This is a genomic window from Candidatus Tokpelaia sp., from assembly GCF_008636115.1.
Taxonomy (GTDB): domain Bacteria; phylum Pseudomonadota; class Alphaproteobacteria; order Rhizobiales; family Rhizobiaceae; genus QLZD01.
The window spans coordinates 81,069-103,832 of sequence record NZ_QLZD01000023.1; the positions used below are offsets into that span (position 1 = coordinate 81,069).

General features: G+C 52.3%; 17 protein-coding genes. 13 read left to right on the plus strand and 4 right to left on the minus strand.

Annotated features, from left to right (window positions below; translation table 11 throughout):
• The first annotated feature begins 249 nt into the window (after positions 1-249).
• The 3 genes from uvrA to DPQ22_RS03870 all read left to right on the plus strand — a co-directional run bounded on the left by uvrA (position 250) and on the right by DPQ22_RS03870 (position 4,626).
• Entirely contained in the window at positions 250-3,177 is a 2,928-nt protein-coding gene (gene uvrA, locus DPQ22_RS03860; RefSeq protein WP_150213305.1) for an excinuclease ABC subunit UvrA, read from the plus strand.
• 486 nt (positions 3,178-3,663) lie between these two features.
• Positions 3,664-4,182: an NYN domain-containing protein gene (locus DPQ22_RS03865; RefSeq protein WP_150213307.1), complete on the plus strand. Its 519-nt coding sequence runs from the start codon at positions 3,664-3,666 to the stop codon at positions 4,180-4,182.
• A gap of 222 nt (positions 4,183-4,404) precedes the next feature.
• Entirely contained in the window at positions 4,405-4,626 is a 222-nt protein-coding gene (locus DPQ22_RS03870; protein ID WP_150213309.1) for a hypothetical protein, read from the plus strand.
• Positions 4,627-4,702: 76 nt separating this feature from the next.
• Here DPQ22_RS03870 and DPQ22_RS03875 read toward each other — a convergent pair whose 3' ends face one another.
• Positions 4,703-6,490, minus strand: coding sequence for a glucan ABC transporter ATP-binding protein/ permease (locus DPQ22_RS03875; RefSeq protein ID WP_150213311.1), 1,788 nt, complete (start codon positions 6,488-6,490; stop codon positions 4,703-4,705).
• Positions 6,491-6,804: 314 nt separating this feature from the next.
• On the opposite strand from DPQ22_RS03875, the gene DPQ22_RS03880 reads away from it, so the two are divergent.
• The 3 genes from DPQ22_RS03880 to DPQ22_RS03890 are packed head-to-tail and all read left to right on the plus strand — an operon-like array spanning position 6,805 to position 9,311.
• The gene (locus tag DPQ22_RS03880) at positions 6,805-7,776 is read left to right on the plus strand and encodes an RluA family pseudouridine synthase (RefSeq protein ID WP_150213369.1); all 972 of its coding nucleotides are present in this window, start codon (positions 6,805-6,807) and stop codon (positions 7,774-7,776) included.
• 33 nt (positions 7,777-7,809) lie between these two features.
• Positions 7,810-8,451 carry a GIY-YIG nuclease family protein gene (locus tag DPQ22_RS03885; RefSeq protein ID WP_150213313.1) on the plus strand — a complete coding sequence of 214 codons (642 nt, stop codon included), beginning with the start codon at positions 7,810-7,812 and terminating at the stop codon, positions 8,449-8,451.
• Between the two features lie 17 nt (positions 8,452-8,468).
• The gene (locus DPQ22_RS03890) at positions 8,469-9,311 is read left to right on the plus strand and encodes an ATP12 family chaperone protein (RefSeq protein ID WP_150213316.1); all 843 of its coding nucleotides are present in this window, start codon (positions 8,469-8,471) and stop codon (positions 9,309-9,311) included.
• A 103-nt stretch (positions 9,312-9,414) separates the two neighbouring features.
• On the opposite strand, the gene DPQ22_RS03895 is transcribed toward DPQ22_RS03890, so the two are convergent.
• Positions 9,415-10,041 carry a MarC family protein gene (locus tag DPQ22_RS03895; protein ID WP_150213318.1) on the minus strand — a complete coding sequence of 209 codons (627 nt, stop codon included), beginning with the start codon at positions 10,039-10,041 and terminating at the stop codon, positions 9,415-9,417.
• 449 nt (positions 10,042-10,490) lie between these two features.
• On the opposite strand from DPQ22_RS03895, the gene gyrA reads away from it, so the two are divergent.
• The 6 genes from gyrA to tgt all read left to right on the plus strand — a co-directional run bounded on the left by gyrA (position 10,491) and on the right by tgt (position 17,930).
• Positions 10,491-13,223, plus strand: a complete 2,733-nt coding sequence (gene gyrA / locus DPQ22_RS03900; RefSeq protein ID WP_150213371.1) for a DNA gyrase subunit A — start codon at positions 10,491-10,493, stop codon at positions 13,221-13,223.
• 216 nt (positions 13,224-13,439) lie between these two features.
• Positions 13,440-13,937 (plus strand): pantetheine-phosphate adenylyltransferase, encoded by a 498-nt coding sequence (coaD, locus tag DPQ22_RS03905; protein ID WP_150213320.1) that lies wholly within the window; start codon positions 13,440-13,442, stop codon positions 13,935-13,937.
• A 166-nt stretch (positions 13,938-14,103) separates the two neighbouring features.
• Positions 14,104-14,703 (plus strand): peptidylprolyl isomerase, encoded by a 600-nt coding sequence (locus DPQ22_RS03910; protein WP_425305142.1) that lies wholly within the window; start codon positions 14,104-14,106, stop codon positions 14,701-14,703.
• Positions 14,704-14,854: 151 nt separating this feature from the next.
• Positions 14,855-15,370, plus strand: coding sequence for a peptidylprolyl isomerase (locus DPQ22_RS03915; RefSeq protein WP_150213324.1), 516 nt, complete (start codon positions 14,855-14,857; stop codon positions 15,368-15,370).
• 195 nt (positions 15,371-15,565) lie between these two features.
• Positions 15,566-16,723 carry a tRNA preQ1(34) S-adenosylmethionine ribosyltransferase-isomerase QueA gene (gene queA / locus DPQ22_RS03920; RefSeq protein ID WP_150213326.1) on the plus strand — a complete coding sequence of 386 codons (1,158 nt, stop codon included), beginning with the start codon at positions 15,566-15,568 and terminating at the stop codon, positions 16,721-16,723.
• Between the two features lie 58 nt (positions 16,724-16,781).
• A complete protein-coding gene (gene tgt, locus DPQ22_RS03925) occupies positions 16,782-17,930 on the plus strand; it encodes a tRNA guanosine(34) transglycosylase Tgt (RefSeq protein WP_150213328.1) in 1,149 nt (382 codons plus the stop codon).
• Positions 17,931-18,039: 109 nt separating this feature from the next.
• Here tgt and DPQ22_RS03930 read toward each other — a convergent pair whose 3' ends face one another.
• Entirely contained in the window at positions 18,040-19,305 is a 1,266-nt protein-coding gene (locus DPQ22_RS03930) for an AbrB family transcriptional regulator (protein ID WP_150213331.1), read from the minus strand.
• Positions 19,306-19,903: 598 nt separating this feature from the next.
• On the opposite strand from DPQ22_RS03930, the gene DPQ22_RS03935 reads away from it, so the two are divergent.
• Entirely contained in the window at positions 19,904-21,151 is a 1,248-nt protein-coding gene (locus DPQ22_RS03935) for an MFS transporter (RefSeq protein WP_150213333.1), read from the plus strand.
• Here DPQ22_RS03935 and DPQ22_RS03940 read toward each other — a convergent pair.
• Positions 21,132-22,655 carry an MFS transporter gene (locus tag DPQ22_RS03940; protein WP_150213335.1) on the minus strand — a complete coding sequence of 508 codons (1,524 nt, stop codon included), beginning with the start codon at positions 22,653-22,655 and terminating at the stop codon, positions 21,132-21,134. The two genes, DPQ22_RS03935 and DPQ22_RS03940, sit on opposite strands and share 20 nt — an antisense overlap.
• Between the last annotated feature and the right edge of the window lie 109 nt (positions 22,656-22,764).

A 22,764-nucleotide genomic window follows, 5' to 3' on the forward strand; every position in this document is an offset into this window, starting at 1 on the left:
GCCTTCCTGAAGATTGTTTTTGCTGCTTTATTTGCCCGTTCTTATGGCAGTTTTTTGCATTTTTTGCTGCCAAGGTTAACGGCTTTTATGATTTTGGCGCCAATTTATGCTTTTTTCCACAATTTATCGCTCTTGCCTGTCGGCCAACAGGCCGGCTTTAGCCCTGAAAGGTTGAATTTGCGGGTAACAAAGCCTATTTCCATGAGGGCTTGAGCCAGGCGAAAATTTTTCAATAATGATTGGTGCCGAATGTCTGAACAAAAATATATTTCTGTCCGCGGGGCGCGTGAGCATAATCTGAAAAATATCGATATTGATCTGCCGCGTAACAAATTGATTGTCATGACCGGGCTTTCCGGCTCAGGCAAATCTTCGCTGGCTTTTGACACAATTTATGCCGAAGGCCAGCGCCGTTATGTGGAAAGTCTGTCTGCCTATGCCCGCCAGTTTCTGGAAATGATGCAAAAGCCCGATGTCGACCGGATAGACGGTTTGTCTCCCGCTATTTCGATTGAGCAAAAGACAACAAGCCGCAATCCGCGCTCGACGGTAGGCACGGTGACAGAAATTTATGACTATATGCGTCTGCTTTTTGCCCGTGTCGGCGTGCCTTATTCGCCCGCAACGGGCCTGCCCATTACCAGCCAGACCGTCAGTGAAATGGTGGACAGGGTAATGGCCGAGCCGGAAGGCACAAGGCTGCTGATTATGGCGCCGCTGGTGCGCGATCGCAAAGGCGAATTCCGCAAGGAATTTGCCGATTTGCAGAAAAAAGGCTTTCAACGGGTTAAGGTTGACGGGCAGTTTTATGAAATTGCCGATGTGCCGGCGCTGGATAAAAAATACAAGCATGATATCGATGTGGTGGTTGACCGGGTTGTTGTGCGGGCGGATTTGCCGGCCCGGCTGGCCGACAGCCTGGAGACCTGCCTGCAACTGGCGGACGGCCTGGCACTGGCCGAATTTGCCGACAGGCCGCTGGCTGCTTTGGGCAGTGCCGGCGGCAAAAGCACCAATAAATCCAAAAACGCCACGCATGAGCATATTCTGTTTTCAGAAAAATTTGCCTGCCCGGTTTCCGGCTTCACCATTCCGGAAATTGAGCCGCGGCTGTTTTCCTTTAATAATCCGGTTGGCGCCTGCCCGCAATGTGACGGGCTGGGGGTAAAGCAGGCGGTAAATGCCGCCCTGATTGTGCCGGATAGAAGCCGGCGCCTGAGCGAAGGGGCAATCGCCCCTTGGGCGCGCTCTTCTTCTGCTTATTATGAGCAGATTTTGGCGGCTTTAGGTCAGGTTTACCGTTTTAAACTGAGTGATAAATGGCAGGATTTGCCGGCTGAGGCACAAAAAGCGGTTTTATACGGCAGCGGCAGCAAAGCAATTTCCGTTACCTATCAGGACGGGGCGAGAGAATTTACCACGCATAAGCCGTTTGAAGGGGTTATCCCCAATCTCGAGCGCCGCTGGCGCGAGACGGATTCTTCCTGGGTGCGGGAGGATATAGAGCGTTTTATGGCAGCCACACCATGCGAGGCCTGCGGCGGCTACCGGCTGAAGCCGGAAGCGCTGGCGGTAAAAATCGGCGGTCTGCATATTGGTGAGGTGGCGGAAATGTCCATTGCCCAGGCTGATCAATGGTTCAAAACCGTTGATCGCGGCTTTAGCGCCAAGCAGCGGGAAATTGCTACCCGTATTCTAAAGGAAATCCGTGAGCGGCTGCTGTTTTTAAATGATGTCGGGCTGGATTATTTAACGCTGGCGCGTTCTTCCGGCACACTTTCCGGCGGGGAAAGCCAGCGTATCCGTCTGGCTTCGCAAATCGGCTCCGGCCTGACCGGGGTGCTTTATGTGCTTGATGAGCCTTCTATCGGCCTGCACCAGCGCGATAATGCCCGGCTTCTGGATACATTGCGCCATTTGCGCGATTTGGGCAATACGGTGATTGTCGTCGAGCATGATGAAGATGCTATTTTAGCAGCGGATTATGTGGTTGATGTCGGCCCGGCAGCCGGCATTCACGGCGGGCAGATTGTTGCCCGGGGCACACCGCAGCAGATTATGGCCAATCCCGCTTCGCTGACCGGGCAATATTTATCAGGCAAAAAATCGGTGCCCGTGCCGGCAATGCGGCGGAAAATTGATAAAAATAAACAGATTAAGCTTATTGGCGCGCGCGGCAATAATCTGAAAAATGTGACGGCGGAAATTCCGGTCGGCGCTTTTACCTGCGTTACCGGGGTTTCCGGCGGCGGCAAATCCACTTTTTTGCTGGAGACTCTTTATAAAGCCGCCTCGCGCAAAATTATGGGCAGCCGCGCCCAGCCGGCGCCTTTTGATAAAATAGAGGGGCTGGAATTTTTTGACAAAGTGATCGATATTGATCAATCGCCCATTGGGCGGACGCCGCGCTCCAATCCGGCCACTTATACCGGCGCTTTTGCGCCGATACGCGACTGGTTTACCAATTTGCCGGAAGCAAAAACGCGCGGCTATAAGCCGGGGCGTTTTTCCTTTAATGTCAAAGGCGGGCGCTGTGAAGCCTGCCAGGGGGACGGCGTGCTGAAAATTGAAATGCATTTTCTGCCCGATGTTTACGTGACCTGCGATGTCTGCCATGGCAAGCGTTATAATCGTGAAACGCTGGAAGTGCTGTTTAAAGGCAAATCTATTGCCGATGTGCTGGATATGACGGTGGAGGAAGGGGCGGAATTTTTCGCCGCCGTGCCGGCTATACGCGACAGGCTGGCCGGTTTGGTAAAAGTCGGCCTCGGCTATGTCAAAATCGGCCAGCAGGCAACCACACTTTCCGGCGGTGAGGCGCAGCGGGTCAAGCTGGCCAAAGAGCTGGCGCGCCGGGCGACCGGGCGCACGCTTTATATTCTGGACGAGCCGACAACCGGTCTGCATTTTGACGATGTCGCCAAATTGCTGGAAGTGCTGCATGAATTGGTTGATCAAGGCAATACGATTGCGGTAATTGAGCATAATCTGGAAGTGATCAAAACGGCAGACTGGATTTTGGATTTTGGCCCGGAAGGCGGCGATGGCGGCGGTTATATTGTTGCCAAAGGTCGGCCGGAAGATATTATTCGGGAAAAAAACTCTTATACCGGAGCGTTTTTGCGGGATTTGTTGCAGCGGCAGCAAAAAAGCAAAAAAATATCGGCAAAAGCTTAGAATTTGCAGCGAATGGGTGGCAGATTTGACAGAGTCTTATTGCCTCGCTGCCTTTGCCGGCAATAAGACGGCGCCCCTTGCCTTTGCCGGCGGTGATTTTTGTGGTGCAAACGGCGCAGCAATATGGTGTTATAATTATGTCCGAATCACCGGGCAGTGAAGCATGTTGAGCTGAAACATGCGATTGGGGGCATATAGAGGGGATTTCACAGAAATTATGGTAAAAGCCGGAATTACGGCTTTGTTTTATGCGGTTCCGTCTGCTCATATTGCGGGGCATTCGGGCTTGTTCATTTTTTGGCTGTGTGCCGCAACCGCCGGCCGGTTGAGAAGGAGGATAAGGAAATATAGTGACGCGGTTATAAGCGGCCGCCCCGATGAAAAGATAAAATAATATTGCAGCTTTTCGCCTGTGATTCTGCAAAGGGTAGAGGGGGCCGCCATCGGAAATTTGGCTATTGGGTGGAGTAATTAGGGGAATATATAATGAAATTTATATATGTTGATAATTCAAATTTATTGTATGGCGGGCGCGGTGTTGCCGATTCCGCCGGCTGGAGTCCGGATTATAATGCTTTGCGCCTGTTATTATGCGGCAAAGAGGCGGTGATTTGCCCAAGGCCGAAGATTTTCGGCTCTTTCAATAATATGGCAAAGTTTAAAAGCATTATTGAAAGTGCCGGTTGCAAACTTGTCGGTTATGAAAAGAATAACGGCAATACCGATGATTACAACTATGCCAGTAAAGAGAAAAAGGTTGATGTCGCTATTGCTCACCAGATCACCAAAGATGCCTATAGCAGCAAAATTGCCCGGGAACATGATGAAATTATTCTTGTTTCCGGTGATCGTGATTTTGTCCCGGTGGTTGAGGATCTGGTAGAGGAATGCTTTATTGTCCGCATTTATTCATGGGAGCATACTATTGCCTGGGAATTAAAAAATGCCTGTTCGCAATTTATCAGCCTGAATGCGCATCTGGATTTTCTTAACTGCAAAACCTAGTTTGATTTGTCCCGCAGCGCGGGGGTTTAACGGCAGATGCAAGGCTTGTATTCTTATAAAGATGAGGTGCGGCATAAATTGGATAAGTGGAATAGGGATAATGAGATTTTAGCCTTGGGGCTTTATAGCTGCTTTTGCGGAAGGGGAAATATACAAAAGGATAAACAGAAATATATAAAGGCTGCTGCGGATATATGCGGGTTAAAGCCCGGAAGCTTCAGAATGAAATTGTCAAATATTGCTTTTTTAGAAAGGAAAAATTACGGTAAAATTTCAAGCGGATTCAGCCCGCTGGAAAGTTTTTCTAAACAGAATGAAGTTGTGTTCAAAGAGCTTTTCCATAATAAAGCAGAACTGCGCCGCCAGGCTGAGATTATTATTGCCGCCGCACCGTCTGATTATTTTTTGCAGAAAAACATATTGCAGCCGCTATTGGCAGGCTGAGGCATTCTTAAAACAGGCGGCGCGTAAGCATCGGTCTGTTTTTGTTTTGCTGTTTCTGCCTGCACTCTCTTTGGTTCTAAGCCTTGACGCGGCGCGGGAAGGGGGTAACATTATCCGCTGTTGTGTTAGCGGGCGCAATATCAATGGTCAGGCCGCCGGCGCGCAAAAGCGCGGTAAAACGGCCGCCTTTAGCCGCTAACTGGTTAAATGTGCCTTGCTCCACCAGCCGGCCATGTTCAATAAACAGCACAATATCGGCATTGCGCACGGTGGAGAGCCGGTGCGCAATAATAAAAGTGGTGCGATTGCGGCTGATTTTGTCCAGAGCTTCCTTGACGCGGGCTTCCGTCTCTACATCAAGAGCGCTTGTCGCTTCGTCCAGCACCAGAATAGGGGCGTTTTTCAACACGGCGCGAGCAATGGCAATGCGCTGACGCTCGCCGCCGGAAAGCAGCGCTCCACGCTCCCCCACCTGAGTATTATAGCCCTCAGCTTTATCGACAATAAATTCATGCGCGGCAGCGGCGCGCGCGGCTTTTATCATTGCCGCTCTGGTGGCCGAGCTGCGGCCTATCAAAATATTTTCGGCAATAGAGCGTTTGAACAGGCCGGCGTCCTGAAAGACAGAAGCCAGATTTTTGCGCAAGGAGTCGCGGCTGACAGTGCCAATATCAATACCGTCAATGGCAATATTGCCGATTGACGGCTCATAAACCCGCTGCAGCAAATTGATAAGCGTGGTTTTGCCTGCGCCTGTCGGGCCGACTATTGCAGCAGTCTGCCCCGGTTTAATGTCAAAGGAAATGTCATAAACCCCCTGACCGCTATCGGCAAATTCATAACTGACATGGCTGAAACTCACTGCACCTTTGACATTGGGTAAATCAGGCAGTTTTTTCGGCTCGGCCAGGGCTTTGGTGGCATCTTCCAGCTCAAAAAAATCCGTCAGGCGCGAACGGCTGGAAACAGCCAGATTGATAAAGGCGGAAATCTGGTCAAGCCGGCCAATCATTAACTGGGCAAAGCCGACAAAAGCCACGACATCGCCCACCCGCAAGCGGCCTTGTGTTACCAGAAAAGCGCCGAGCAGCAGCACAATCACCATAGAAACGGTAGAAGCCATGCGGTTAAGCCCGCTGGCCAGCGCCCACCAGTTAAGCACCGGATATTGCACTTTCAGCAAATTGGCAGCATGTGAACGCAGTGATTGCGATTCCTGCCGGATACGATTATAGCCCTGTACCACGGCAACATTATTGATGGAATCGGTAATATGGTCAAACAAAACATGGTGATGATGTTCTACTGCCGCCTGGCCGCCTTTGGTTTTACGCATAACCAGGCGGGCAATCATCAGATACAGCACCCCTAAAACACCAAGAACCATAGACAGGCGAATATCCATATGCAGAGCGGTGGGGATCAGCACAAGAAGAGCAATAATGGTGGAAAAATGCTGGCGCATAAATTCCAGCCAGATGGAAAAGAGCGAATCTCCGGCGCGGATAAGCGTATGCAGAGCCTTGGAAGTGCCGCGCTGCTGATGCCATGACAGCGGCATGGCAATAATTTTTTCAAAAGAACGGGTTATAACGCCCATACGGCGGCGATGTGCCAGCCTGTCGGCCCCGCGCGCCACCAGCACATAAGCAATAATATTGAAAATGCCAAAGGCAACCCAAAAGCCCAGCGTCTTGAAAATGCCGGTTTTATTGGCTATTGCGTCAATAACGCGGCCAAATAATATCGGCTCGGCAATGGTGATGGCAGCCAGCACAATATTGGCAAGGCAAATGGAAAAAAAGGCATGCTTTTCTTCCCGCAAATAAGATAAAGCGCGCAGATAAGTCTGGATTAGTGACACGAATATGCTCCCTGATTGCGATTGCTGCTGTTCTTGCCTTGCCGGGCCTCTGGCGGGCAGATTGGCCTTAGGCCCGGCTCCCGCCGCAACAGGCCTATTATAAAGGCAATTTGCCTGTTATATAGAGGTGCCGGCGGACACTTTTTTGCCTTGCCTGTAACGACATGTGATAAGCGCCTGTTTCCCGGCGCCAGGGCAGGAGGCCGCCGGAAACAGGATAAACCAAGGGTCAGAACAGGGTTAATCGGGGTATATGCCGGGCAAAGCGGCAGAAAGGACTTGCCTTGCAAAAGGTAGAGGAAGAAGAAAATGCTATGCGGCTTGACCGCTGGTTCCGGCTGCATTACCCCGATTTGAGCTTTGGCGCTTTGCAGAAACTGCTGCGCTCAGGTCAAATCCGGCTGGACGGCAAAAGAGCAAAATCAGATATGCGGGTGCAGGCCGGGCAATTTGTCCGCGTGCCGCCGCTGCCGGGCGGGCCGGCGGCCGCCGCGGCAAAAAGTGATAGCAGCGCCGGCGCCGGCGGGCTGAGCAAAAAATTATTGCGCCAGAGCAGTGACGGCGAGGCGCTGGCCAAAATGCTGCTTTATGAAGATGACAAAGTCTTTATCTTTAACAAGCCGGCCGGTCTTGCCGTGCAAGGCGGCTCAGGGCTTAGCCGCCATATAGACGGCATGCTGGAGGCATGGCGCAATAAAAAAGGGGAAAAGCCGCGGCTTGTCCACCGTATTGATCGTGAGACTTCCGGTATTCTGGTGGTGGCGCGCACACGCGGCGCAGCGCAAAGCCTTACTGCTGCTTTTCGCACGCGGGAGAGTAAAAAGACGTATTGGACGCTGGTGCGCGGGGTGCCGCGCAAGGCGCAGGATAAAATTTCCACCTGGCTGGTCAGGGAAAAAACCGCTCAGGGTGATAAAATGCGTGTTTGCCCGCATGGAACAGTGGCAGCGGATCATGCTGTCTCCTATTACCGCGTGGTCGATAAAGCCGGGCGCAATATTGCCTGGCTGGAAATGGAACCCTATACCGGCCGCACCCACCAGTTGCGCGTTCACGCCGCCTATATGGGCCACCCGATTATCGGTGATGACAAATATTTCTTTGCCGATGATAATTGGCAATTACCGGGCGGCATGCAAAACCGCCTGCATTTGCACGCCCGCTCCATTCGCCTGCCGCACCCCGGCGGCGGTATTTTGGCGTGCACGGCGCCTTTGCCGCCGCATATGGTGCAGAGTTTTAATTTGCTGGGCTTTAGGGCAGAAACGGCAGCAGAAGAGCAATAAAAGATTGCGGGTTTAAAGCGGGCAGGTAGGTAAATGGCAGGAAAGCGGCACTTAACGAAAGTAGAAAGCGAGGCCTTGGCGGCGGCGGTGGCTTTTCTGTTGAAGGGATATATATCTCCGCTTTGCTGGAAAAATGGCAGCCTTTATTATGTTCTGGCTGCTTATGCCATCTGCTTTATGGCCGGTGCGGCTCTGGTGCTGGCGGGGTTTTCTGCTATGCCGGTGGCTATTCTGGCTCTTGCTGTGGCGATTGGCTTTGCTTTTTATTACTACAGCCTTGAACAAAAGGAGTTTGAACAGCTCTATCAGGCCTGGCAGGCGCGGTTTGCGCCGCCTTATCAGAGCCGCTTTGCCTTAGCCGCCGGGCGCAATAAAATTTATGCTTATACAATTTACGGCAAACAGGGGCTGATAAAACTGGGGCAGACACAACAACGCACAGAGGACAGAATTACAGCACAGCTCAGGACAGCCGATATTCGCCCTGAAATTTTATGGGAGATTGAGGCCGTCAGCCAAAGCGGCCGGCCGTTTGATGACCATGCGCTGCACCGGTTTCTGGCGAGAAACGGCTATCAAAGAATTAAAGCCGCAAACGGGCGCAATACGGAATGGTTCCAGATTGGCCGGGAAGAGCTGCATAAAGCCGTCTATAAATTTTATGTAACCCATTAAAGCAAGTTTGAGGCTTTATGAAAATAGAAAATAAAACCGGCGCGCCGCCGCTTTTGCCCAGGCGTTTTTACAAAAATGTGCAGGTGGCACCGGTAGCGGGCGAGAGCGCCGGATCTGCGGCAACGGCACCGGCAGCGGCTGGCGAAATTGTGGCAGAAATAGCAATGGAACAGGCAGCCTGCCCGCATTTCACAATTTTACTGGACGGCCGCCCTGTCAAAACGCCGGCACGCCGGCCGCTTATAGTGCCTTGCCGCGCGCTGGCGGAACTGATTGCTGAGGAATTCCGGGCGCAGGAAAACACTGTAAACCCCGCTTTAATGCCGGTCAATCGGCTGGCCAATACGGTTATTGACGGCCTCTCGGCCAATCAGCAGCCAGTGCGGGAAGATATATTGCGCTATAGCGCCGGCGATATGGTGTTTTATCGCGCCGACTCACCGCGGGAACTGGCGGAAAAACAGGCCCAGGGCTGGGATAAAGTGCTGGATTGGGCGTGGGAGATTATGGAGGCGGAATTTCAGGCGGGCACAGGGGTAATGTTTATAAGCCAGAAGCCGGAAGCCCTGGCTGCCGTCAGCGCTTATTTGCGCCAAAGGCTAAGCCCGGCAACAGCATGCACGCCTTTTGCGCTGGCGGCTCTGCATGTCATGACTTGCGTTTCAGGCTCGGCCTTGCTGGCCTTTATGGTGGAAAGCGGCGCGCTTGCCGTGCGGGAAGCATGGCAATTAGCGCAGATTGAGGAAGATTGGACCATGGCGCAATGGGGACAAGATGCTGAAGCGGCGCAAAGGCGCGCCGGGCGCGAGCGGGATTTTTATGCCGCCGCCGCTGTTTTGACGGCGTTAAAGGCAGAATAAAGGCTTGGCCGGCAGGCGGATAATAATGAAAAAAAGCTACAATTTCGCGGCAGCGATAATGCGCGGCAATTTGCGACTGGCGGGCTGTGCCGGTTTGCTGCCTTCAGGCAAAAAGCAGGGCGCGCAAGCCGTTGGCAACAAATTGCACAGCCATGGCAGCTAGCAGAATACCGAATAATTTTGCCACAATGGAGCGCCCGGTATCGCCGATTACCCTTTCAATCGGTGTGGCCAGCAGCATGCAAATATAGCAGATAATAACTGCTATGGCCACAATGCCGAGGCTCATGGCCAGGCCGGAAAAGCCGCTATGCTTGGTTGCCATTAAAATAGAGGCGGAAAGCGTGCCCGGCCCGGCAATAAGCGGCATAGCCAGCGGAAAAGCGGCAATATTGCGAATATGATCGCGCGATACAGCTATTTCTGCCGTTTTGGCGCGTCTTTCCGGCGTTTTTTCAAAAATCATCTCGAAAGCAATGTAAAATAATAAAATGCCGCCCGCCACGCGGAAAGCGTCGAGCGAAATGCCCATAGCGGCCAGCACCTCAATGCCGCCCAAGACAAAAATGGCGATAATGACAAAAGAAATAATAGCGGCGATCAGCGCGGTTTGCTGCCGGTCGGTTTTGGTCATGCCCACTGTCAGGCCAAGAAAAATAGGGATCAGCCCTATCGGATCGGTGATAACGACAAGCGCGACAAAATCATTGGTCCAACTGGTAATGGGCATGGCAGACTCTCTTTCCGATGACGATCCCGGCGCACTATAAAATTATTGTGCCAAGATGAAAAGCCCTGACAATAGACAAAGGATTGGTGCGGCAATGCGCCGGGCAAAATCGCCGGCCGGCCTGTTTTTTTCGTTCTGCCGCGGGAATTCGCTCAAATCGTCCACTGTTTTTTCATAAAATTGTATAATGCCTTGAAATTTATATATATATATATGCCGATTTCGCCCTCTCCGATTGGCTTTTTGGTTTTTAATCGTTTATAAAGGAAAAGCCTGCTGCTTTTCCTGCGTCTCTCCCGTCCGCAATTTAAGCGGGGCAGGCATAGGGTCGCAATATATAGGGGGGATAATGCTTTTTTCAGGGATTGGTTGTTTTCGTGGCTGACGAAGTTTTATTGCCTGCTGCTGATGATACAGGCGGCGTGACGCCGGTTAATATTGCCGAAGAAATGCGCCGCTCTTATCTCGATTATGCGATGAGCGTTATTGTGGCGCGCGCTTTGCCTGATGTGCGTGACGGCTTCAAGCCTGTGCACCGGCGCATTCTTTATGCCATGAACGGCATGGGGCTGGACTGGAATCGCGATTACCGCAAGGCGGCCGGTGTTGTCGGCGAGGTAATGGGGAAATATCACCCGCATGGCGATGCCTCTATTTATGACGCATTGGTGCGCATGGCGCAGGATTTTTCCATGCGTCACCCTTTGGTGGACGGGCAGGGCAATTTCGGCTCCATTGACGGCGATCCGCCGGCGGCCATGCGTTATACCGAAGCCCGGCTGGAAAAATTATCGCAATGGCTGTTGGCCGATATTGATAAAGACACAGTCAATTTTCAGGATAATTATGACGGGCGGGAGCGGGAGCCGGTGGTGCTGCCGGCGCGTTTTCCCAATTTACTGGTTAACGGCTCCGGCGGTATTGCTGTCGGTATGGCCACCAATATTCCGCCGCATAATCTGGGTGAGATTATTGATGCCTGTATGGCGCTGATTGATCGGCCGGGTCTCACTCTGGACGAAATAATGGCCATTATTCCCGGGCCGGATTTCCCCACTGGCGGGCTGATATTGGGGCGCTCCGGCATTCGCTCTGCTTATGAAAGCGGGCGCGGATCGGTTATTATGCGCGCCAAGGTAGAGATTGAGACAATTCGCGCCGATCGTGAGGCGATTATTGTCACTGAAATTCCCTATCAGGTTAATAAAGCGGCGATGATAGAAAAAATCGCCGAGCTGGTGCGGGAGAAACGACTGGACGGCATTGCCGATTTGCGCGATGAATCCGACCGTGACGGTTATCGCATTGTCATTGAGCTGAAACGCGATGCTGTGGCCGATGTCGTGCTGAACCGGCTTTATCGCTGGACGCCGCTGCAAACCTCTTTCGGCTGCAATATGGTGGCCTTGAATGGCGGTCGGCCGCAGCAAATGGGGCTGCTGGATATGCTGCGGGCCTTTCTGGCTTTTCGTGAGGAAGTTGTTCGCCGCCGCACCAATTATTTATTGCGCAAAGTGCGTGAGCGCGCTCATGTTTTGGTGGGGCTGGCTATTGCCGTTGCCAATATTGATGAAATTGTCACCCTTATCCGCCGCGCGCCCGATCCGGCTGCCGCGCGCGCGCAATTAATGGAGCGCCGCTGGCCGGCCGCCGATGTGGCGCCGCTTATCCGCCTGATTGATGATCCGCGGCATATTATCAATGATGATGAGACCTATAATTTGTCGGAAGAACAGGCGCGCGCTATTCTGGATTTGCGCCTCCAGCGGCTGACCGCGCTGGGGCGTGATGAAATTGGCGATGAATTGAAAAAAATCGGTGCCGAAATTATTGATTATCTTGATATTTTATCCTCCCCCACGCGTATATGGAACATTATCAAGGGCGAACTGGCCGAGCTGAGAGAGGAATTTGCCGCCAATAATCCGCGCCGCACTCATTTTGGCAGTGGCGGTGCCGATGTTGAAGATGAAGATTTGATTGCGCGGGAAGATATGGTGGTAACCGTCAGTCATGCCGGCTATATCAAGCGGGTGCCGCTTTCTGCCTATCGGGCGCAGCGGCGCGGCGGCAAGGGACGCTCAGGCATGGCGACACGGGACGAAGATTTTGTAACCCGCCTGTTTATCGCCAATACACATCAGCCGGTCTTGTTTTTTTCTTCTCGCGGCATTGTTTATCGCGAGAAAATATGGCGCCTGCCGGTGGGTGCGCCGCAATCGCGCGGCAAGGCGCTGATCAATATGCTGCCTTTAGAGCAGGGAGAGCGGATAACTACTATTATGCCGCTACCGGAAAATGAGGCGGAATGGGCAGAGCTTGATGTCATGTTTGCCACTACGCGCGGCACAGTGCGGCGCAACAAGCTTTCCGATTTCGCCCAGATTAACCGTAACGGCAAAATTGCCATGAAACTGGAAGAAGACAGTGATGAGATTTTATCGGTGGAGACATGTTCTGCCAATGATGATGTCTTGCTGACGACGGCAGGCGGCCAGAGCATTCGCTTTCCGGTAGAGGATATTCGCGTTTTTGCCGGTCGCAGCTCGCTTGGTGTGCGCGGTATTGCGCTGGGGGCTGATGATCGGGTCATTTCCATGGCGATTCTGGCGCATGTTGAGGCCGCGCCGCAGGAGCGCGCTTCCTATATGAAGCAGGCTGTGTCTGAGCGCCGCGCCCTTGCTGCCGGCGAGGAAGAAGAGGCGGCGGCAGATGGCGCCGGTGAGGCGGAAGATATAGGCGCGGCAGAAAATATTGTGCTGGAAGCCGGCCGTTATGAGGCTTTGCGCGCGCGGGAGGAAATGATTTTGACTATTAGCGAATTCGGCTATGGCAAACGTGCTTCCTCTTATGATTTTCGTGTCTCAAACCGTGGCGGCAAGGGGATTAAGGCCACTGATACAGCGCGGGTAGAAGAAATAGGCAAGCTTGTTGCTGCTTTTCCGGTCAAAGGAGGGGATCAGCTTATGCTGGTTTCTGATAATGGCCAGCTTATCCGCGTGCCGGTGGAAGGTATCCGCATTGCCGGCCGCGCGACCAAAGGGGTGATTGTTTTTAATACGGCCGCGGGCGAAAAGGTAGTCTCGGTGGAGCGTATCTCAGAAGCCGCTCTGGGTGAGGAAGAAAACGATGATAAGGCATTGCCGGAAGAAACGGGTAAAGTAGAAGAAACAGATAAATAAATGCGTTATCAGATAAATACGCTCTGGAAATGATGCGTTTGAGGCTCTGCCCGGCAAAGATAAAACGGGCCGGCCATAGTTTTGGCGATCAGGGCATTGCGAAGGGTGTGTGCTGCGCTTCGCCGGGCGGGTGCAGGCCGTAAGACAGAGCCGGTAAAATGAGGCGGGAAGAGCTTAAAATGAGGGAAGGGTTAAGGTTGAGAAGTGAGGTGACTTATGGCGATAGCGGTTTATGCCGGGTCGTTTGACCCGATTACCAATGGTCATATGGCTGTTTTGCGCGGGGCGTTGCAGTTGGCGGAAAAAGTAGTAATGGCTATTGGCACACATGAAAGTAAAAAACCGCTTTTCACTTTTACTGAGCGGAAAAAGCTGATTGAGCAGGCCCTGCAAAATCTGCCTGGGCAAGAGGCCGGGAGAGTTGAAGTTCTTGCTTTTGATGCGCTTCTGGTGACAAAAGCGCAGGAGATAAACGCACAAATTCTTATTCGCGGCCTGCGCAACAGCACGGATTTTGACTATGAAATGCAAATGGCCGGTATGAACAGAAAATTAGTGCCGAATTTGCAGACCATATTTGTGCCGGCAGAAGATGAAAATCGCTTTATATCCGGCAGCTTGGTGCGGCAAATTGCTTCTATGGGCGGCGATGTTACGCCGTTTGTGCCGCTTAATGTGGCGCCGGCCTTGACAAAAAAATTCGCTTTGGCCTAGACGCCGCCGCTGCCCGTGGTCTGCTGCTTTTATCGGCCGGCGGGTGGGGCCTGTGCCCGCTGCCTCTATTTGCTGCTGCGACCAAAGAAATATCGCTAATGTCTAACTCTGTTCGGGAGGTTTTATGTCTGTTTATTTTTCACGAAATATCAGGAATTTTCGCGCTTTGCGCCTTATTGCTTATGCTTTGTTTGCTGTTTTTGGTCTGGCTCTGGCGGCTCAGGCGGCAGGAATTCAAGGCGGTGATAAGGGCAATATTTTGCTTTTGACAGTAAATGCGGCCGGGAAAGACAGCATTATTGCAATTAAATTGCGCCCTGATCTGGCGCCGCGCCATGTTGAACAAATCAAAAAACTGGTGCAGGAAGGCGCTTATAATAATGTCGTTTTCCACCGGGTGATTGACGGTTTTATGGCGCAAACAGGCGATGTGCGCTATGGCAATCGTCAGCATTATGATGCTGATAATGTCGGCACTGGCGGCTCCCATTATGCCGATATTCCGGCTGAATTTTCCGATGAGCCGTTCAAGCGCGGCACAGTAGGCATGGCGCGGTCGCAAAATCCTGATTCTGCCAATTCGCAATTTTTTATTTGCTATGCTGATGCCGCTTTTCTGAATAAGCAATATACTATTGTCGGCAATGTGGTTAAAGGCATGAATAATGTTGACAGGTTGAAAAAAGGCAGTAACGCCGATAATGGTAAAGTGGAAGGCAAGCCGGATTATATTGTAAAGGCGCAGCTTGCCGATTTTGCTCCCTGAAAAATGTGACTGGGCAGTATTACGGCTTGCCGGGAGAGCCGGCAGATTAAGCAATCAACATGGCGGGGGAGCCTCCCGCCATTCGTGTAATTTGGGCTTTTGCTGTTGAGTGAGGCAAGGCCTGGTGCAAAAAGTGATAATGGAGATAAAAATGGCGTATCAGGATCCTGAAAATATTCTTGTTCTGGAAACCGGCAAAGGCAATGTGGTGTTGCAGCTTTTTCCCGATATTGCGCCCGCGCATGTTGCCCGTATCAAGGAGCTGGTGCGGGAAGGTGCCTATGATAATGTTGTTTTTCACCGGGTGATTGACGGTTTCATGGCACAAACGGGCGATGTGCGCTATGGCAAAACGGATAATGCGGAATTTAACCCGCAGCGCGCCGGCCAAGGCGGCTCAAACAAGCCGAATTTAAAGGCAGAATTTTCTGACAAGCCGCATAGACGCGGCACGGCCTCAATGGCGCGGGCGCAAGACCCTGATTCCGCCAATGCGCAATTTTTTATCTGCTTTGAAGATGCGCCCTGGCTGGACAGGCAATATACTGTTTGGGGTGAAGTGATTGAAGGCATGGATAATGTCGATAAAATTGAACGCGGCGAACCCGTAGCTCGGCCTGATAAAATTATCAAAGCCAGTATTGCCGCTGATAAGGTCGGTAAATAAGGCAGCAAACCGGTCGCTGACAGGCCTGAATTTCGTGGTCTACAGGCGGTTTGGTTTAAATGGCGGTTTGCCTTTATAAGGGGCGGCTCTGGGGGGGGGCTGTAGCTGCTCGCCGGCAGGGCTGCCGCCTGATATAGGCTAAAGCCGGCAGCGGCTGTAAAAGAGTGGCGGCAGAGTGGTTGAGGACGCATTCTTATGAAAGTGGACAGATTTGATTTTTATCTGCCCGAGAATAATATCGCCCTGCACCCTGCTTCTCCGCGCGGGGCGGGGCGCTTGCTGCGCATTATCCCGCCCGACAGGCTGGCAGATTATTATGTGCGGGATTTGCCGCTTTTGTTGCAGCCGGGCGATGCTTTGGTATTTAATGATACCAAAACTATCCCGGCGCGGCTGGAGGGCAGGCGCTATCGCCGCCCTGCTGATGACAGGCCCAGAGCCGGGCAAAAGCCAAACCCGGCCGCCGGTGAAATGGCCATTGCCAATATTGGCGTTAATTTGCATCAGCGTATAGCCGGGGATAAATGGCGGGCTTTTGTCAAGCCGGCACGCCGCTTGCGCCTGGGCGAGGAGATTATTTTTACGCCGGCGACTTCGCCGCTTTTTGAGCCGGTGAATGGTGAGAGAAGGCAGGAGCCGTTAAGCGCCTCTGTGCAGGAAAAAGGTGAAGCCGGCGATATGCTGCTGCAATTTAATAAAGCCGGGGCGGAGCTGGACGCAGCGTTGATGCGGTTTGGCACCATGCCTTTGCCGCCTTATATTGTTGCTCGCCGCGCTGTCGCGCCGCAGGACAGCCAGGATTATCAAACTGTTTATGCGCGTGAAGAAGGCGCGGTGGCCGCGCCGACTGCCGGTTTGCATTTTACCCCTGCTTTGCTGGCAGATTTGGCCGCGCGCGGGGTAGAGCAGTATTTTATAACTTTGCATGTTGGCGCGGGAACATTTTTGCCGGTTAAAGCGGCAGATACAAAAGATCATAAAATGCACGCTGAGAGCGGCGTAATTACGGCAGAAACAGCGGCAAAACTGCAAAAAGTAAAAGAGCGCGGCGGTAAAATTATCGCTGTCGGCACAACGGCGCTGCGTTTGCTGGAAAGTGCGGCGACAGCGGACGGGCGGCTGCCGGCCTGGTCAGGCGCGACCGATATTTTTATCACCCCCGGCTATCAATTTCGTTTTGTTGACCGGCTGATGACCAATTTTCATTTACCGCGCTCCACGCTTTTTATGCTGGTTGCAGCGTTTAGCGGGCTGGATTTGATGAAAAAAGCCTATGCTCACGCTATAGAGGCCGGCTATCGCTTTTATTCTTACGGCGATACAAGTTTGCTTGATTTGGCAAAAAGGGCTTAACTGCCCGGGCGTGTTGCCGCGTGGCAAAATATAAGACAATAAAGGGAGAAAAGCTGCTATGACACAGGTTTTGGCGGCGGGGGATTTTGGCTATAGCCTGCTGGCGCAAGACGGCGCGGCGCGGCGGGGTGAAGTAATAACCGGACGCGGGCTTGTCGCCACGCCGGCTTTTATGCCGGTTGGCACGGCAGCTACGGTCAAGGCCATGTATATGAGCCAGGTGGAGGAGCTGGGCGCTGATATTATTCTTGGCAATACTTATCATTTAATGCTGCGCCCGGGGGCAGAGCGGGTGGCGCGTCTGGGCGGGCTGCATGAATTTTGCCGCTGGCAAAAGCCGATTTTGACGGATTCCGGCGGGTTTCAGGTAATGTCTCTGGCCGCTTTGCGTAAAATCACTGAAGAAGGGGTTGTTTTTCAATCCCATATTGACGGCGCTTCTTATGCCATGTCGCCTGAAAGATCGATTGAAATCCAAAGTTTACTGGATTCCGATATTCAGATGCAGCTGGATCAATGTGTAAAATTGCCTGCTGCGCCGAAAGAAATAGAGCAGGCCATGGAATTGTCGCTGCGCTGGGCCGAGCGGTGCCGGCGCGCTTTTGGCCGGCAGCCCGGCAAGGCCATGTTCGGCATTGTGCAGGGCGGCGATAATGCTGTTTTGCGCGAGCGTTCAGCCCGGGTTTTGGCGGCCATGGATTTGCCCGGTTATGCTATTGGCGGCCTGGCAGTAGGTGAGCCGCAATCTGTTATGCTGGATATGCTGGCTCTTGTCTGCCCGCTTTTGCCGCATAACAAGCCGCGTTATTTAATGGGAGTGGGCACACCGGACGATATTCTCAAATCTGTCGCGCGCGGGGTTGATATGTTTGATTGTGTCATGCCGACTCGCGCCGGGCGGCATGGGCTGGCTTTTACCCGCTTCGGCAAAATCAATTTGCGCAATGCCCGTCATGCTGAGGATAAACGCCCGCTTGATGCGGAGTCACTATGCCCGGCGGCACGGGATTACAGCCGCGCTTATCTGCATCATTTGGTAAAATCAGGCGAGGCTTTGGGTGCTATGCTGCTGAGTTGGAACAATTTGAGCTATTATCAGCAATTAATGCAGGGCATAAGGCAGGCCATAACGGCCGGGCGCTTTGCGGCTTTTGCCGAAGAGGCGGCCGAATTGTGGAAAACAGGGGAAAAAGAAAATCGCGGCTGAGGGTTTATGAATTTCGGCTAAAAAATAAAGACAACTATAATGAATAGTGTCTCTAATAAATATTTAAAAGCCGGCTGAGCAACAGGCCTGCTGCCGGCCAGGCTTTTATTTATCCCTGCCTGTCTGCCGGTTGCGGTATTTTTTTGCGCAAATATTTGGCCATGGAAGTGGCAATAAACGGGCCTGTCAATGTTACCAGCAGCAGGCGGACACTTTGATAAGACATGACAAACGGCATATTGACATTGGTGCTGGCGGCAATAATGGAAATAGAATCGGCGCCGCCCGGGCTGGTGGCGAGATAGGCCGTGAGCAGATCAACCTTAGCGACATAGCTCAAAATAACAGCAAAAATGCCGCATATGGCCATAAGACTCAAAGTAGAAAGCAGCAAAACAGGGATAAGAGCCAAAGCATGCAGGCAAATGGCGCGGGTAAAACGCAGGCCAATATTCCAGCCGATAATCATATAAAATATTGCCAGAAGCCAGGGCGGCAAAATGGGAAAAAACAGCCCGGTATTTTGTAAAATAGCGGTGAGAATAAACGGCAATAACAGGCCGCCTGCGGGTATGCGCAGTATATAGCGGGCGCCAAAAGCTCCGCCAAAGGCGATAAAAAGCGTAATGAGGAAGCCGCCTGGCGAAAAAGGCGGGAAACTTGCCGCAATAACAGGGGCAGCAGCCGGCGTAACAAAATGGGCCAGCAGCGCCCCGGCCAAGGCTACCAGAACCACACGCAAATATTGCATGACGGCTACCAGCCTTATATCGGCGCCGTAAGATTCTGCCATCAGCACCATAACCGAAGCGCCGCCGGGGGCTGAGCCCCAAATGGCGGTAGTGCCGGGTAAAATCTGCTTTTTTGCCAGAATATAGCCAATAATGGCAGCGGCAATAATGACGGAAACCACGCCGCCGATAAAAATCGGCCAGTCAGTCGTCATTTCATGCAGAATATCAGGCGTGATAGCGCGGCCAATCATGCAGCCGATAATACCCTGTGCGGCCGTAAACAGCCGCAAATCAATTTTCAGGCGAATTTCACACAGGCTTAATAAAATAGCACTTATCATCGGCCCAAGCAGCAAAGCTGCGGGAATATGGGCAAGCTCCAGGCCTGAAGTGAGCAAAGCCGTTACCAGCGCCAGCAGGCAAAAACGCAGCGCTCGCGGCAAAGAGCCGAAATTTAACCGGTTGATAATTGCTCCCGGCAAATAAAATTTACCCTGCTGCGCAGATTTGGGTCGGGCAAGGCCGGAACCCGATTCTTCCGCCGGGGTAATCCGGGTGCCACACTTTAGCGCCGCCGGCCGTTTCCGCTCTTGCTGCGGCTTGTTGCTTTTGGGTTTATTTGTCGGTTTTTTCCATTTCATCAGGTCTCTATTTATGGCATTGGCTTTATACTATAGCAAGTGAACTTTCCGGCTTTATTGCCTTAGCGTTGAGCCTGAGCCGGCAGGGGCGCAAAATAAAGCCGCATAGACGCGTTAAGCGCCATGCGGCCTCGCCGCCTGTTGGGCGGCCCTGGATTATGCTGAAAAATGCTCCGGTACGCGAGACCTTGAGCCGGAGAGCAGCAAAGCGAAAGCTGTTTCGCCTGACTGCAAAAATAATAGCCGGATAATCTTAATGCCCGGTTAGTGACCGCAGCCGAAAAGCAGAAAAATGCAAATTATCGTATTTTGTAATAAGAAGACGGCTTGCCGCAAGATAAGCCGGGAAATGGCGGCGCAGCTTTAACCGGCGGCCCGGCGGCCGAGCTGAGGCAAGATTTTGTTCTTCTGGTTTAGTATTTGTAAAAGGTCGATTCTGCCTGTATTATGAGGCAGAATTTTCCGGTAAGATTACAGGTATTAAACCCGTAATGGGCAGCCTGGCCTGCGGGGTTGAAGATTTTCTGCGGCAATGTCTTGTTGCCGGTAAAGCGTGATCCCCTGGTAAAACAGCAAATTTATCAAATATGGAGTTATAATGACGCAGATAGCAAATAAAGCTGCAACCCAGACGATTCTCATAAATCCGGCACGCCGCAATTTGTGTTTTCTGGCTTTTGCCATTGGCAGTTTTGCCATTGGCACGGCAGAATTTGCTGCTATGGCGCTGCTGCCGGAAGTGCAGGAATTTATGCATATAAATGAGACTCAGGCGGGGTATTTTGTCTCATTTTATGCTTTGGGCGTGGTTATTGGTGCGCCTTTGCTGGCGGTGCTGACAGCGCGGGTGCCGCGCAAAATATTGCTTGTCTGTTTTATGCTGTTTTATGCTTTGGCCAATTTGCTTAGCGTTCTGGCGGCTGTTAATCCGTATCTTTATGGATTTTTCCGTTTTTTGAGCGGTTTGCCGCATGGCATTTATTTCGGCGTTGCCTGTATTGTTGCTGCTTCCATGGTGGAGCCGGCGCGGCGCCCCGGGGCTATTGGCTCAGTTATGCTGGGTTTGACAGTGGCAACAATTTTTGGCGTTATGCTGGTTACCTGGATAGGCCAGCAGGCCTGGATAGGCGAACACGCCAACTGGTTGCTGGCCTTTGTGCTGGTCTCAGCCATAGCTGTGCTGGCGGCCGGGTTGATTGCCGTATTTATGCCTGCTGTCCCCCGGCCTGAAAAGGCCGGGCCGCTGGCTGAATTGCGCGGCCTGAAGAATGGGCAATTATGGCTGCTGCTCATGGTTATTGCTGTCGGCATGGCCAGCACTTTTGCGGTTTATACTTATATTCGCGAGATTTTATTTACTGTCAGCCATGCGCCGGATAGCTGGGCGCCAATTATTTTGCCGCTTTTCGGCTGCGGCATGGTGGCAGGCAATCTTATCGGCCCGCGCATTGCCCTGCATTTCGGCCTGATGCCTTCTATATTTATTACGCTGCTGTGGAGCCTGCTCACTTTCATTATTTTCTATATGTTAATGGGGGCGCCGGCCAGCGCGGCCATTGCCGTATTTCTGGTCGGCACAAATTTTATGAGCCAGCCCTCTATCCAGACGCGGATTATGGACGTCTCGCCCGGAGCGCGTACTTTGGCAACCGCCTTAATGCAGTCTTTTTATAATATTGCCAATGCTTTTGGCGCTTATGCCGGCGGTGCCGTTATTGCCCGGGGCTTTGGCCTGTCGTCAACTGTTTGGGTGGGAGCGCTTTTCGCCCTTCTTGGCCTGCTTATTTTTGTCTGGTCGTGGTATCTGGCGCGTGGCAGCCGGACTGTCAGTCCGGACAGGTTTTAACTCTCAGGCAGAGGAAGAAGACAATAAGCAGCAAAAGCAGGCAATAGCCAAAAAGCACAGCGGCGCTATGGGCGAGAGAGGCTGTATTCTCTATTTGCAGGCCGGTAATATTGGCAACAGCCCCGGCGAGACAATCCGCCATCGCGGCGGCGAAAAACTGTATGGTGACCAGTGAGCTGCCGGCCGCCTCCTGTTCTCCCTCTGCGGCGTTTTGCACTATGCGCGCCAAAATATGCGGCCATAAAATACCGGAAAAAAAGCCTGTTATAAAAAGAGAACAGCCAATGAGACCAAGGACAAGATAAGAGCCTGATAAAACAGGAACAAGCAAAAAAGCACCGCCAAGGCCAAAAATGCAGCCGAGCGGCGCAATAATAAAAACAAACAGTGACCCCGCCTGATTTTTTTGCTGAAAGAAATTTTTATTGCTGCCTTTATCGGGTTTTGCAGTGTTGAAGGTCGCGCCGATTAAAGTGCCGATTGTCCAGCCTATAGTGTCAACAAAGCTCAGATAGCCGGCGCTGACTGGCCCGGCCTGGTGCAAATTTTGCAAAAATAGCGGCAAGTATAATCTCGCCCCGCCCAAGGCGACCATATTTAAAATAATAATGCCGTAAAGCGGCGCAAAAACGGAAGAGAGTGAAAATGTGCCGGCCGGCAATAGCCTTTTGGCAGAATTTCTTTCGGTAACAGCCAAAAACACTATCAGAAGAAAAGCCAGTCCCAGACTGCCTGTATTGCCGGCAAGCAGGCCGATAATAAAGCGGAAAAACGGGCAGGCGCCAAACAGGCTGTCACGCTCTGCTTGTAAATTTTCCAGCAGGCTGCCGGCGCTGATGACAAAAACGAGGCTTGTCAGAATAAAAACAGGCAGTAAAGGCGCAGCTTCCGGCCGGCGACCCTGCCGCTTTTGCTGTGTTCGGCCCAATATATTGAGCATAAAGGCGGCAAGCGGGCAAAAGAGCAGGCTGAGACTGCCAATGATAAAAAAGGGAAGGCGCCAATTTTCAAACCAGCCGCCAAGATAGGGGCCAATAAGTGTGGCCAGGCCCCACATGGCGGAAATAAGCCCGATACTGCGCGGCAGCAGACCGGGCGGCAGAGCTGTATTGAGCATAGTATAAGTAAGCGCTACCATAAGCCCGCCGCCCAGACCCATTATGCCGCATGCCGCCAGTAAAAAGGCTAAAACCGGAGCATAAGCGCAGGCCAGGCTGCCGCCGGCAAACAGGAATAAGGCACCGGCATAGGCCATGGGTGCCGGCATTATATGCAGAATATGATTTAACAGGCAGGCGCCGACAAGCGAGCCAAGGGCAAAGAGCATGGCTATCCAGGCATAATAAAGCCCGGCATTCAGCTCTTTGGCAATGGCCGGCAAAATTGTATAACTGACAGGCAAGACGAGCGCATAAAGCAGAATTCCGGCGGTTAAAGTGAGGCAATAAAGCCCTTGCCTGCCTTGTAGAAGGGCGCGCCAGCCGGTATGCGTTGCTGCTGTCATCTGGAAAACCTGCTTTGATAGGCCGCCCGGGCCTGGCCGTTGGCACTAATGGAGAAAGCCAAAGAGCGGGTGAGGAGAATTATAGCAGGGCTTTACTTTTGTAAAACCG